Source organism: Cyanobacterium sp. T60_A2020_053, assembly GCA_015272165.1.
In the GTDB taxonomy this organism is placed as follows: domain Bacteria; phylum Cyanobacteriota; class Cyanobacteriia; order Cyanobacteriales; family Cyanobacteriaceae; genus Cyanobacterium.
In genome coordinates, this window is the sequence record JACYMF010000013.1 from 1 (window position 1) to 13,030 (window position 13,030).

The 13,030-nt window shown below is 38.3% G+C and carries 12 protein-coding genes; 6 read left to right on the plus strand and 6 right to left on the minus strand.

Features of this window, described 5'->3' with window-relative positions; all coding sequences use genetic code 11:
- The first annotated feature begins 170 nt into the window (after positions 1–170).
- Together IGQ45_02130 and IGQ45_02135 are read left to right on the plus strand one after the other, a co-directional pair.
- Complete coding sequence (locus tag IGQ45_02130; protein ID MBF2056022.1) at positions 171–386, plus strand: toxin-antitoxin system HicB family antitoxin; 216 nt, start codon at positions 171–173, stop codon at positions 384–386.
- An 81-nt stretch (positions 387–467) separates the two neighbouring features.
- Complete coding sequence (locus IGQ45_02135; GenBank protein ID MBF2056023.1) at positions 468–1,898, plus strand: DUF697 domain-containing protein; 1,431 nt, start codon at positions 468–470, stop codon at positions 1,896–1,898.
- A 106-nt stretch (positions 1,899–2,004) separates the two neighbouring features.
- Here the strand turns inward: IGQ45_02135 and IGQ45_02140 are convergent, their stop codons facing one another.
- The 6 genes from IGQ45_02140 to IGQ45_02165 form a co-directional block, all read right to left on the minus strand.
- Positions 2,005–2,253 carry a TIGR02450 family Trp-rich protein gene (locus IGQ45_02140; GenBank protein ID MBF2056024.1) on the minus strand — a complete coding sequence of 83 codons (249 nt, stop codon included), beginning with the start codon at positions 2,251–2,253 and terminating at the stop codon, positions 2,005–2,007.
- A gap of 314 nt (positions 2,254–2,567) precedes the next feature.
- Positions 2,568–3,266, minus strand: a complete 699-nt coding sequence (locus tag IGQ45_02145) for a response regulator transcription factor (GenBank protein MBF2056025.1) — start codon at positions 3,264–3,266, stop codon at positions 2,568–2,570.
- A 116-nt stretch (positions 3,267–3,382) separates the two neighbouring features.
- Complete coding sequence (gene tatC, locus IGQ45_02150) at positions 3,383–4,144, minus strand: twin-arginine translocase subunit TatC (GenBank protein ID MBF2056026.1); 762 nt, start codon at positions 4,142–4,144, stop codon at positions 3,383–3,385.
- Between the two features lie 72 nt (positions 4,145–4,216).
- Entirely contained in the window at positions 4,217–4,804 is a 588-nt protein-coding gene (locus tag IGQ45_02155; GenBank protein ID MBF2056027.1) for a ParA family protein, read from the minus strand.
- A gap of 221 nt (positions 4,805–5,025) precedes the next feature.
- Positions 5,026–6,405 (minus strand): DUF4912 domain-containing protein, encoded by a 1,380-nt coding sequence (locus IGQ45_02160; protein MBF2056028.1) that lies wholly within the window; start codon positions 6,403–6,405, stop codon positions 5,026–5,028.
- A gap of 763 nt (positions 6,406–7,168) precedes the next feature.
- Positions 7,169–8,023: a serine/threonine protein kinase gene (locus IGQ45_02165; GenBank protein ID MBF2056029.1), complete on the minus strand. Its 855-nt coding sequence runs from the start codon at positions 8,021–8,023 to the stop codon at positions 7,169–7,171.
- 231 nt (positions 8,024–8,254) lie between these two features.
- Between IGQ45_02165 and IGQ45_02170 the strand changes: the two genes are divergently transcribed.
- From IGQ45_02170 to IGQ45_02185, 4 genes are all read left to right on the plus strand, one after another.
- Entirely contained in the window at positions 8,255–9,499 is a 1,245-nt protein-coding gene (locus tag IGQ45_02170) for a polysaccharide biosynthesis/export family protein (protein ID MBF2056030.1), read from the plus strand.
- Between the two features lie 150 nt (positions 9,500–9,649).
- Positions 9,650–11,896 (plus strand): ATPase, encoded by a 2,247-nt coding sequence (locus tag IGQ45_02175; GenBank protein MBF2056031.1) that lies wholly within the window; start codon positions 9,650–9,652, stop codon positions 11,894–11,896.
- A 113-nt stretch (positions 11,897–12,009) separates the two neighbouring features.
- Positions 12,010–12,465, plus strand: a complete 456-nt coding sequence (locus IGQ45_02180; protein ID MBF2056032.1) for an EVE domain-containing protein — start codon at positions 12,010–12,012, stop codon at positions 12,463–12,465.
- Between the two features lie 155 nt (positions 12,466–12,620).
- Positions 12,621–12,770 carry a hypothetical protein gene (locus tag IGQ45_02185; protein MBF2056033.1) on the plus strand — a complete coding sequence of 50 codons (150 nt, stop codon included), beginning with the start codon at positions 12,621–12,623 and terminating at the stop codon, positions 12,768–12,770.
- Positions 12,771–13,030: the final 260 nt, after the last annotated feature.

Here is a 13,030-nt window from a genome sequence, read left to right on the forward strand (position 1 = left end):
AGGTATTAGGTTAAAGAATTGACAAGAAACTTATGTTTATTGATCTTTTTGTTGTACAAGAGTCTATTGAGGGAAGGGTTTTAAACCTGAAACCTGCTACCTGCTACCTGAAACCTCCCTTAACATTTGAATCAGTGCGTAACGTCAGTTAGTAATAAAAATGAAAATTTATGGCAACTCTAACAATTAGACTCCCCGATGATAAGCACGATAGACTAAAACAATTAGCAGAAACTAGAGGGATTAGTCTTAATAAATTGATGGATGAATTTTGTACTAAAGCGATTTCAGAATTTGATACTTATAACCGTTTTCAGGCTATGGCGCTGAGGGGTAATGCAGAAACAGGCTTAAAATTATTAGCTAAACTGGATCAGTTATCCTAATCAAAAGTAATCAATTAAAATTAAGTGCAGTAGGCAACGACATATTTAAAATTTCACTCACCGACTGAAAACTGACTGACGATGACAAAAATATCACAGTGGAATCAAGAAGAATGGGAAACAACAATTATTGATTTTGCTAACCTGCAAGGAGAAATTAACTATCGTCAGGCGCAACAATCCTTACGAGGATTATTAGATAATTTAGATTTACAACCAGAAGAAGAAATCGGTTTAGAAACGGAAATCGTGCGCCTGTCATCCATGCTGGAAAAATTAGACCAAAGCATCATTCAAATTGCTGCTTTTGGTATGGTAGGGAGAGGAAAATCTAGTGTTTTAAATGCTTTAATCGGTGAGGAAATATTTGTGACAGGGGCGCTACATGGTGTCACCCGTGATATTGATCAAACGAATTGGCAACTAAATGGCGAAGTTATTGGCAATCAAGGGCAAAAAATCCAACGGTTAATCAATGCTAATGCCAATAGTCAAATTCAATTAATTGACACTCCCGGCATTGATGAAATTGACGGGGAAACCAGAGAGGCGTTAGCGCACGAATTGGCTTCTCAAGTGGATTTAATTTTGTTTGTGGTGTCGGGAGATATGACTAAAGTGGAGTATAGCGCCCTCTCCCGTTTACGAGAAGTGGGTAAACCGATGATATTGGTGTTTAATAAAATTGATCAATATCCCGAAGCAGATCGTTTAGAAATTTATGAGACAATCAGAGATAAAAGAGTAAAAGAGTTATTATCCCCCGATGAAATTGTCATGGTAGCAGCCTCCCCATTGCTGGTAGAAGCTAAACGGGATAAAGAAGGAAAAGTTAAGGTTAACCGCTATCGTGGCGCCCCTCAAATCGAGGATTTACAGGTCAAAATTTTAGAAATTTTACATCAAGAAGGAAAATCTTTGGTGGCGCTAAATACCATGTTATTTGCGGGTAATATTAATGAAAAGGTAGTGCAACAAAAAATTACTTTGCGCCATCATCATGCTGAAAAAATCATTCAAAAAGCAGTGATGACGAAAGCCACCGCCATCGCCTTAAACCCTGTCACTGCCTTTGATTTGTTTACAGGGGCGCTAATTGATGTTGCCATGATTGTCAGTCTTTCTCATCTTTATAATATTCCTATGACACGGGGAGGGGCGCTGGAGTTACTGAAAAAAATTGCTTTTAGTATGGGCGGTATTACAGCTAGTGATATACTTGTAACATTTGGTTTAAGTTCCCTTAAAGGTATTTTAGGGGCAAGTGCGCCCCTCACCGCAGGATTAACCCTAGTGCCTTATGTATCAGTGGCTATCACCCAAGCCGGAGTAGCTGGAGTTTCTACCTATGCCATCGGGAAGATTACTTCTGTGTATTTGGCGGAGGGCGCTTCATGGGGCGATGATGGACCTTTAGCGGTGGTGGAAAGCATCATTAATTCCCTTGATGAGACTTCCATTTTAAATCGTATTAAAGGTGAATTAAAAGCTAAATTAGGTAGGGGTGGATAATGGACAATGGACAATTGATAATGGACAATTGATAATGAAAAACTACTAATTATCCCCCTGTCACCCTCTACTTCCCCTGCTTCCCTTTCTCCCTCTGCTTCCCCTTCTAAATCAATTCCCCAGCGCCCATCTCCGCTAAAGTTTGCCAACCGGGTTGCCACAAATCTCGATCTTTTAATTGTTTGGCATTAATCCAAAAGCGCACGTCACCATCACAAGAAGCTGTCATTTCAGCAAATACCCAGCGCCCTTCATTTTTGCGGTTAATCACTTGAAAATGTCGCCATCCCCATGTTTTTTGTGTTGATGTCCATTTTGAACCTAAAAGATGAGGATATTTTTGTTTTTGTGCCATGGAATATTGAAAATATTAAAGATTTTTTTTGCTATTGAAAGGAATACTTTTTTACTTTGTTCCAACTATTACTTTTATTCATGATATTTACGGAATTTTTCTAGTAAATATTGTAATATTTCTTCTCTGTCCTTATTCATATTTAGTATTTGTTCTTCCTGATTTATTTTTTTTAATCCTCTTTCTTTTCTCGTTAACTCTTCCTTCATTTATCTTTACATTTAGTGTAAACCACAGTTATTTAGCAGACCCTAAACCGATTTTATTAAAAATAACATGGTGGGCATTGCTAACCCGACAAAATAAATTAAATTTTAATCTTCAAATTTGTAACCAACACCGACAACAGTTTTAAGGAAAGTAGGATGTGCTGGGTTAGGTTCAATTTTTTTGCGTAAACGACGAATATGGGTATCAACCACCCTTTCATCACCAAAAAAATCAGCACCCCATAGTTGATCGATTAATTGGGTGCGATTCCATACTTTAGCTGGATAACTAAGAAAAATCGATAGTAACTTAAATTCTAGGGCAGTTAAATCTAAATCTTCTGATTTTTCGCCGTCTAATTGGCGCAGGGCGCTGTGTTCGTCAAGGTTAAGATAAAAATGGTCTGTTTGATAAATTTGGGATTGTTGCCCATGACGTAAACTGCGCCGTAACAGCGCCCTCACCCGTGCCACCAATTCCCTGGGGCTAAAGGGCTTAACCAAATAGTCATCAGCGCCCGTGGAAAGCCCAATAATGCGGTCTATTTCTTCTCCCTTAGCAGTTAACATCAAAATATAAGGGTCTTTTTGGAGAGATTGACTTCGGATGCGATTACAAACCTCTAACCCATCCATTTTCGGTAACATTAAATCTAAAATAATTACGTCAGGTTGCCAAGTCTGAGCAACCCTTAAACCTTCTTCACCATTTCCAGCCACCTGACAGTTAAAGCCCTCCTTAACAAAAACCGACTCAATCAAACCACTAATTTCCCTTTCATCCTCAACAATCAAAATATCCATCAACTAATGAATTATGAATAATTAATAATCTCCCTGTCTTCCCTTCTCCCTTTCTTCCCTTCTCCCCTTCTCCCTGTCTTCCCTTTCTCCCTTTCTCCCTTTCTCCCCTTCCTTCCCTAATTTCCCGTAAGTTTTACCACAGCAATACCGCCAAAATAAAGAGCTAAAACAGCGCCCCCCAACAAAGATTGAGTTAAAGGGTCAGTAGAAGGCGTAATAACAGCGCCCATCACCGCCGCCGCAACTATCACAACGCGCCATCCTGCCAACATTTGTTGAGAGGAAACCAACTTGAGATTACCTAATAATAATTGAATTACTGGGATTTGAAAAGCAATACCCGTACAAAACATCAACAACAAAACGAATTTAAAGTATTTATCGATAGACCATAACTGTTCTACTACATCCCCACCATAACTAACAAAAAAGTTCAGCGCCGCAGGAATTAATAACCAATAAGCAAAAGCTAAACCAGCAAAAAACAGAATACTTGAACCGAAGACGACGGGCGCTAATAATCTTCTTTCTTTTCTAGTTAAACCGGGTACAACAAACTGTACTACCTGATAAATTATCATCGGACTTGCCAGTAAAATACCGGTATAACCAGCTACTTGGAAAGAAACGAAAAAAAACTCGCCCGGAGCTAACTGTAAAAATTTAACCCCTTGAGCAGGGACTTCTAGCCATGCTACGATAGGTTTAACGAAAGCAAAACAGGCAAGGGCGCTGACGATAACAGAAATCAAAGAAATAAATAATCGTCTTCGTAACTCCTCCACATGATCAAAAAAACCCATTTCTGCAGATTCGGGAATTTCATCCCAATAATTACTCTCGTCCTTTGTTTTTACTTCTTGTTCTGTAATTGCCATAGCTGATTTTACTAACTCAATTTCATTATTTTAACTTAGGTATTGAGTATTAGGTTTTCGGGAATGAAGAATTTATGCCAAAATCTCTTTGCCCACCGCTTCATATTTGCGCCATGCCTGACGAGAGCGATAATCACCATAATCCTTGACAGTTAAACCGTTTTCTGACGCTTTCTCAAAAGCAATTAACAAGGGAATTTCTGTTTTAAATACTGGTAAATCATGGTCCTTTAAAATTTGTCTCGCCTTACGACCATTAACCGTGCGAGAATCTACTTTAGTTAATAATATTTTGAAGGGCGCTTTTAATTCTTGGATAATTTCCACCGCCTTGAGGGTAGCATCTAAATCTAAATGATTAGGAGTAGTAGGCAAAATGATTAAATCTTGGTCTTGAACTAATTTTTTAAGATCATCAATATCTGGTCTTGCTTTCATATCTGTGACAATATGAGTAAATTTACTTGCCAGAATAGTTGATCCTGCTTCCGTTGCCACCTGAAAAGACATCTTTTCATCCCTTGCCCATACCAACGCCGAACGATTTCGATCCGCATCTACCAATAAAGTGGGGTTTTTTACCTGTAAATATGTGGCAAGGTGAACCGCGCTGGTGGTTTTACCGACTCCCCCTTTGAGAGAAACTAAAGCAATTTTCATAGAACAAGTATATTTTATTTTTCTATTATCGCTAGAATTTTAGCAGAAAAAGTCAAAAGGGTAAGGGACGAGGTGAGAAGATTAGTTTAGAGATAGCTTGGGCTAGGACTAACTTAATTTCCCTTTCCTTTGGGAAAAGAGTTAGGGTGAAGGGAAAAAAGTCTGCCTGAGAAGAACCATCCAAGGGAGAGATTCAGGCAGATAGGTATATGGTCAATTAACTATTTTTTAACAGGGGGAAACCACTCTAAAACGGCATCTTCCTTGGTATTAGTATGACGAGAAGGAGTTTGACGTTTAAACTCCATGTGAATAGAACGAGTTTGTTCACCATCAGAAGCAACTGCCATAATAGGATAGTCAATTAAACCATCTTGGAAAGACATTTGGAAGCGGAATGTTCCATCTGGATTAAGTTTGATGGGCCTGCCACCTATAGTAACCGTAGCATCAGGCTCCGTTGCACCATAGACGATTAACTCCGCATCAGCCACTAACCAGAATTTACGAGGTTGAGCTTCTATATCCAAACCAGCGCCCGATCCACCAGCCAACATTCCCACTCCTGAACCAGAAGCCATACCAACTCCAGAGCCACCGGCATAACCCATGCCAGCGCCTGAAGCAGTCGGCACAGCCCACATACCCATGCCAGAAGGAAAAACGTAAGAACTAAGGGTATTTTCGGGAATCACTGAACTAGGCACTTGTTGCATACTACCATAAAGAGAACCGGCAACCCGTTGAGCCTCAGCGCCCTTAGCCATGCCAAAGATTTCATCATAAATGGGATTATCTTGAACTCCATGAATTTCTTGAACTTCATAAATTCCTTGATTCATAGCTTGAGCAGCGAGAGCCGCTTTTTTCGCTGGAGGAGTTAATTCATAGCTAGTTTTGCCTTTCAAATCCTCTTCCCAAGCCACAGAAATAAAAACATCTTCCACCCAATCACTAGGATACACAGGGGGAATACGCACGGGCGCGCTTCTTGCTAACACCAACCAGCGCCCATCACTACAACGATAACCAATATCAATAAGATAATCCCGATCACTTACAGGAATAGGTAAATACCACTCCCGGGCTAACTCATCACATAAATACTCTTGAATATTGTGAGGACCTTCATAGTCAATGTCAATATCCGTAACGTCATATAATCTTAACGCCAACTGTTGCCCCCCTTGAGAACGCAAAGACGCTTTTTGTTCATGGGATATATCCCAATAAGCATAAGCCCACTGTGGGTCTCGTGGCAAAAGAATAATTTTACTATCTCCGTACCCTTCGGGTAAATCCCCTAACCCTTCATCTACCGAAGCTAATACCTCTGCAGAAAGATCATCTTGCCCGACATCAAATTTTGATACTTCCATTTGTGCTTCTCCTTGCTTAATCATTGGAACTACTAAACTATTTGCTTGATTTTGATTAAAATTGCTGGATTGATTTGGTAAAATTTCTCTCTGCTTGACTTGAATCGCACTCAATAATTGAGCTTTACGCATCCGACTATAACGAGGAATATTAAGATCACTCGCAACCTTGCGTAATTGTCTTAAAGTCATTTCCTCTATGGGTGGTCGTTGTTTTGACATGAGATTAAATCCCCGTGGTAATAATGGCTTAACTCAGTGAAATGATCAATTTTCCCTAAGCTAATTAAGTTTGATCCCAGTGGGGATCATTTGCTTAACTTTATGTAACATAACAAAACCTAGTTTTGTCAAGGGGTTACGAGATTAGTTTTCGTCAGTTAACGATTTCTTCAGGTTTTGGGGATCACAAATATCAAGATTTGATAACATTAATGATTTCCGTTCAACATCGCCCGAAAATCATTATGGGGTTCATATTGCCCTAAGTGAGGTTTGCTGAATAAATCAACAATCTTGTCAAATAAAGATTTTTAGCATCATAAAAACCCAAAAAAGTGCCAAAAATAGGGTTTTTTTAGAGAAAATGCAGTATTTTCTTGTTACTAATCGACAATTTTTAATAAAAGCTCAGAATTGATCACAGTATTCAGTTATGCTAAAGTCTTTAATTGATAAGCTAACAACACCTAGTTTGCAATTGAGAACCTCTTACAGCAAAGGATTCAGAAATTTAAAAAGGAAGATTAAATGCGTCTTAGCTTAGGTTTTTTAATATTTGGTAGCAAAATTCATCTTGTTGCGCTAATTCTGGAGGTCAATAAAGTAAACCCAACAAAGTTTCTGGTAAATATTTGGAATAATTTGTGAAATATAGTGTAGGTTTTCATTCTTTTCGTTTTTTTATATACGATGGAGGGCGCTGGGTTTCATGGGATAATACCTATTATTATTAACGAGAGAGATCGATGTGGAGCCAATCAAATTAAGACATTAGCTCCGTCACTAAATCCATTACGGCTAAGGCATTAACTGGTCTGCTCTGAGGTTCAAACTCTGTCATTTTATTGATAAAATTAATTACAGGCTTAGAAATTCCCATTTCTTCTAAACCAATAAATTTTTTCATTATAGGATTATAAAAAGCATTGGGTGATTTTTTAGTAAGCAAATAAACTAGAGTTGTCCCCAAAGCATAAAAATCAGACTGTATAAAAGATAAACCTTTTTTCTGCTCAGGGGAACTGTAGCCAGTGGTAGCAATTCTTGTACCGGGTTCTAAGGCTGCCTCTTTCACTGCTCCAAAATCAATCAAAACCACTTCTTGAGGACTATATCGAAAAATTAAGTTAGTGGGTTTGATGTCTCGATGAATAATAGGTTGAGGAAGACTATGTAAATAGTCTAAAATTTTTGCCACTTCCCAAGTACATTTTAAAACTTCTTTTTCATTGTTAAAGTCAACTTTATCTAAACTTTCACCGTGAATCATCTCCATAATTAAAGAATAGTAATTTTTGGAGGCAAAAAAGTCATAAAATTCAGGTATGCCTTGGTTTTGTAAAGATTGTAAAATTCTTGCTTCTCTCTGAAAAAGTTCTCTGGCTTTGGCGATGGATGCTAATTCACAACTAATCTCCTTTAAGACAGATAATTTTTTGATTTGGTAATTATATACTAAATAAGTAATACTCATACCCCCCTGGGCAAGAACTCCCAAGACTTCATATTCATTGCCATTATCGGGATTACGGATGATTCCTTTACCTGTTAATAAATGCCCATCTAAACGACAAAAGTGACGACAAGGAGGATTAGGGCGACAACATTCTTCAACCATGATTTTAACCTACACTTTTTTCCTAATAAATTTAATATAGCAATCTAAGAACCTGTTTGAAAAGTTTGAAAAAGGATTAAAAATTATATATTGTTGTATGTTTTTTCTCCTTCTCCCCTTTCTCCATTTTTCCCCAACTTCTCCAAAACTTGATACCTAATTATTCATTTTCGATTATCATAAAGTTTGATCAAAGGCGCTTGTGCCTATAAATTTTATCTTCCATTATCCATGAGTCAATTTATCAGAGTCACTAAACACGGATTGTCTTTCGCTTCCTTTGTCAGTGTTGTGCTGATACCGCACCTGTTTTGTACTCCTAGCTATGCACAGAGTGATACGAGGCAAGATTTGCCCATTTTAAGCCCTAATCCTCTTGCTCCAAGTCCAGCGCCCGTCACCCCAACGGTAATACCTAGTAATACTCAAGTAAATAATGATACAACCTTTAATGTAGTGCCACAGGGTTATCAACCGCCACCCTTTAACGAGCAAGAATCTTTGGAATTAAATGAATATCGTCTGGATTTTGGTGATGTCATCGCTGTTAATGTGTTGAGATTCCCCGAATTTAATTTTTCAGCAGCGCTAGACGCAAAAGGAAATGTCATTGCCCCGTTGTTAGGGCGAATTTCCCTCAAAGGTTTGACCATTGAAGAAGTAGAAAATAAAATCCGCCTTGAATTAGGAAATCGCTTTTTAAAAGAACCACCCCAAGTAGTAGCCGCTTTAACAGGGCAAAGACCAGTAAACTTAACAGTAGTGGGGGAAGTCGGGCGCCCGGGGTATTATACTATCGGGCAAGGTACACCTCTTAATATTGTTTTGGCGCAAGCTGGAGGTACAACCCAACAAGCCGATATTCGTTCCATTATCATCAAAAGAACTCTCCATGACGGCACTATCGTAGAAGAAAAAGTCAATCTCTATCAACCCTTAATTGAAGGCAAAAGACAGCCCCAAGTTAGACTTCAAGCCGGGGATACCATTGTTGTATCTCGTTTACAAGTAGGAGAAGACCAAGATTATGATCGCTTGTTTGTCTCACGCACCAATATTCCTGACCCTGTCATTACTGTGCGCTTAGTAGCACCGACGGGCGCTGCAGGAGTGACATTAAGAAATATTAACATTCCTAATGGTAGTAGCTTCCTCGATGCAGTGGCGTTACTACCAGAATTTGTACCACTGATTACCAATAATGAAGTTAGTTTAGTGCGTTTTGACCCTGAATTAGGTAGAGTCGTAACCCAATCTCTTAATGTCAGAGAAACCATCCAAAATAGTGATGTTACCCAAAATGTTCCCCTAAGAGATGATGATGTCATTGTGGTTAGTCGCACTCTCTTAGGTAGGGTTTTAGGTGGTATTAGAATTATTACTCAACCTATCCGAGATATTTTTGGTTTTACCGATTTTATTCAGCGCACTTTTGACGGTAGCTTATTTGATCGTCGTAATAATTTCCGCTTTTAAGTATTTAGTTACAATAGATTGTCTATTTTTATATCAATCAAAATTGTCTTAATTCTCTATGGCTTGTTACTTTTGTTAAAGTAAATATACAATTAATTTCACTCCCTGACTCAGCATATATACTGTTGTTAATTCCCTAGATTTTTTGCTATGGCTTCCCCCCTTTTAACTCGCTTTTTAATCTCCCTTAATCAAAATAAATTTGTTGGTTTATTAGTATTTGTCTTAATTACAGGCATTTCTGTCGTTATTGCAGTACAACCGCAACCAGACCCGGAAGACCCCGTACCAAAAGCCATTGGGCGTATTTCTTTGAATAATCCTTTACCGACTTTTACCGTCACCGGAGAGGAATTACAAGTGCAAGGGCGCAGTGTCAATTTAACGGATTTACTTTCTCCTCAAGTATTGGAAATTGTTGCCAATCGTCTTCAATACAGTGTGGGGCAAATTGAGGAGATGATCACCCAAAAGAGATTAACAATTCAGTTACCCACAGAAGAACAAAGAGCTCAGGGGGGTGTCGGTAATTTAATTACGCTGGAATATCGAGGAAATCGAAGTCCCCAAGAAACGTTATCGGTTTTGCGGGTATTTATGGAGGAGTTAGTTAATGAGAGTTATCGCATTAATACCGTACAACTTGATAACCGTATTCGTAATTTAGAAGGGCGCTTGGGGGTGGTTCGTCAAGATTTGAAAGAGGCGGAAGATGTTTTCTATGACTATATCACAGGGGAAGGTTCGTTATTACTTTCCATACAAAATGGTAGTTTATTTGGTGGTATTACCAGCGCCCAACAACAACGCCGACAATTAGAAGTTGTCTTATCGGGCATTGAGGGGGAAATCGCTACCTTAGAAAACCAGTTAAATTTAACGGCGGATGAGGCTTACACCGCTTCAGCGTTGAGTGCTGATCCCATTATTGCCAGTTTAAGGGCGCAAATTTTACAAAATGAGTTAGATTTAGAGCGATTCTCTAAGGATTTACGACCCGATCACCCTACTATTGTCGAAATCGAAAATCAAAAAGCAGTTAATGAGAAGTTGATGGAAGAGAGGGCGCAGGAAGTCATTGGGGATGATGGTATTTTAAAACCACTGACGGCAGATATTCGTAAAAGCAGTAATTTAGACCCCACTAGGGCGCAGTTAGCTTCTCGTTTAATTGCTTTACAGTCGGAAAGGGAAGCTATTGCGAGACAAATTGAGTCGGTGACAAATATTGAGAATACTCTACAAGCAGAATATGAGGTTTTTCCGGAACGACAAACCCAGCAAACTCAGCTAATACAGGAAGTACAAAGTCAGCGTATTCTCTATCAAACGGTATTTTCTGCTTTAATCGATGCGCGCGCAGCCCAAGCGGAAGCGGATAGTAGTTTAACGGTAGTACAACCGCCGTTTTTAGCTATCGAACCTCGCCCAGTTATCAGTCGTTTAAATCCTCTCTTAATTGTCGCCATTGGTGTCGGTGTTGGGGTGATGGGCGCTGTAGCAGTGATTTTCCTCCTTGCTACCCTTGATGAAAGATTACATACTCCTGAAGAAATTCGAGAGGTATTGACGGAAAGAGGTATTCCTGTTTTGGCAGAGTTACCGACTGTACAAATTTTAACAGAAAGTCGAAAAAAAGTGCCTCTCCTCCTCGATTCAAATTCAGTGTATAACAGCTACTACGAACGTTTTCGGAGTAATATCGGGCGCTTTGGGGCGGAAAACACCAAAATTGTTTTAATTACCAGTGTGAGTAAAAGAGAAGGAAAAAGCATTAGTGCTTATAACCTTGCCATTGCATCTGCTAATGCAGGAAAAAGAACTTTGCTGGTGGAAACCGATTTACGAGATAAAAACCCAAAATCTCGTAAATATTTTAATATTCAACCTGATCCTGTTTTTGCCACTGATGCCATTCGTTATTATGATGTGCAGGGGGGAAATTTACATGATGTGATCAAAAGAATTGATGAAGTACCTAATTTATTCATTATGGCCAGTCCCGGTTATCAAGCACAAGCGGCAGCTATTTTGGAATCTGGCGAGATGAAGTCTTTTCTGCGTTACGCGCGCTCTCAATATGATTTAGTGGTGTTGGATACTCCTTCTCTCTCGATCTGTAATGATGCTTTATTACTTGAGTCTTTTGCTGATGGTCTAATTTTAGTTACTCATCCGGGTATTAGTCAACGTAATCTTTTGGAAACTACCATTGATGAGTTTGTGGAAGCTGAGTTACCTCTGATTGGTACGGTAATTAATCAAGTACAATTTGATCTTAATTCTTCACAAATGGATTCAGATCAAGATGATGATAGTTCTATTTTTGAAGTGAATGGAAATGGTAAAGTAGAGGAAGATAGTGAGGATGATTCTGAGTTTATCTTTAACGGTTAAGTCATTTCTATTTTTTGTGTAAATTTTGTCTTAATTAATAATATATTTTATTGAAACCACCCATAAATTTTTTTAAGTTAATTATCGGGAAAAGTTACAGAAAAAGGATATATATGAACAATTACTGGTTATTCAAATCTGAACCAACTGCTTACAGTATAGATCAGATAATTACAGACCAAGAAACTATCTGGGATGGAGTGCGCAATTATCAAGCTAGAAATTTTTTGCGCAGTATGAAAAAAGGTGACTATGGCTTTTTTTATCATTCTAATTGTAAAACTCCTGCCATTGTTGGATTAGTTAAAATATGTGAAGAAAATATTATTGATCCCAGTCAATTCGACATTAAATCTCCTTATTTTGATCCTCAATCTACCGTAGAAAAACCCCGTTGGTACACAGTTAAAGTTAAATTTGAAAAGAAGTTTACTAATGCTCTTACACTCAGTCAATTAAAAGAAATGTTTCTATCTGAAGATTTTTTGTTAGTAAAAAAAGGTAATCGATTATCGATTATGCCTGTGCAAAATATACTAGCAAAAAAAATTATGCAAATTGTTAATTAAATAAAAAAATAAATTTGTTTTCTGGTGATGACAATAATATTTGTGTTGATGGAGTATTTTTTACGGTTGTTTGGTTTATTTTGGATAGGAGGAGGCATTTTTGCCATTAGACAATGGTAAAGTGAAAACAAGTTAATGATATTAAGAATTATACAATGAGTCGTATTGCAAAAGACAAGAGCAGGGAAGAACGCATTGAGGATGACATTGTTGTTGATGGGTATGGCAAAGAAGAAAGGGCAATGGGATGGTACTACTATTTACAGGATAACCTTCTCGGTCATACTATACTACCAGACAGCTAAGGCATGGGCAACCAAAGCAGTGCCATTGTTATTGAAGTTGTCAGCTCAAGATAATGGACAATCATTGACAGTGAATTAAACATGATTATTGATAGCGCCCATAAAGTTCTAATGCGCCCAAATGATGTCTTTCTCCTAAATGGAGGGGGGCAATAACTTCTACACAACTACCTAGAGCGCTGTAACCAAATTAAAAATTCAGGCGTTGCTGATTTTAAGTATGATTCATATTGATGGGAGATCGCTCAAGTATTAAATAG

Excerpts from the sequence above, each read along its gene's own strand:
- IGQ45_02130 (MBF2056022.1), top strand. The coding sequence starts at position 171 with ATGGCAACTCTAACAATTAGACTCCCCGATGATAAGCACGATAGACTA.
- IGQ45_02135 (MBF2056023.1), top strand. The coding sequence starts at position 468 with ATGACAAAAATATCACAGTGGAATCAAGAAGAATGGGAAACAACAATT.
- IGQ45_02140 (MBF2056024.1), bottom strand. The coding sequence starts at position 2,253 with ATGGCACAAAAACAAAAATATCCTCATCTTTTAGGTTCAAAATGGACA.
- IGQ45_02145 (MBF2056025.1), bottom strand. The coding sequence starts at position 3,266 with ATGGATATTTTGATTGTTGAGGATGAAAGGGAAATTAGTGGTTTGATT.
- tatC (MBF2056026.1), bottom strand. The coding sequence starts at position 4,144 with ATGGCAATTACAGAACAAGAAGTAAAAACAAAGGACGAGAGTAATTAT.
- IGQ45_02155 (MBF2056027.1), bottom strand. The coding sequence starts at position 4,804 with ATGAAAATTGCTTTAGTTTCTCTCAAAGGGGGAGTCGGTAAAACCACC.
- IGQ45_02160 (MBF2056028.1), bottom strand. The coding sequence starts at position 6,405 with ATGTCAAAACAACGACCACCCATAGAGGAAATGACTTTAAGACAATTA.
- IGQ45_02165 (MBF2056029.1), bottom strand. The coding sequence starts at position 8,023 with ATGGTTGAAGAATGTTGTCGCCCTAATCCTCCTTGTCGTCACTTTTGT.
- IGQ45_02170 (MBF2056030.1), top strand. The coding sequence starts at position 8,255 with ATGAGTCAATTTATCAGAGTCACTAAACACGGATTGTCTTTCGCTTCC.
- IGQ45_02175 (MBF2056031.1), top strand. The coding sequence starts at position 9,650 with ATGGCTTCCCCCCTTTTAACTCGCTTTTTAATCTCCCTTAATCAAAAT.
- IGQ45_02180 (MBF2056032.1), top strand. The coding sequence starts at position 12,010 with ATGAACAATTACTGGTTATTCAAATCTGAACCAACTGCTTACAGTATA.
- IGQ45_02185 (MBF2056033.1), top strand. The coding sequence starts at position 12,621 with ATGAGTCGTATTGCAAAAGACAAGAGCAGGGAAGAACGCATTGAGGAT.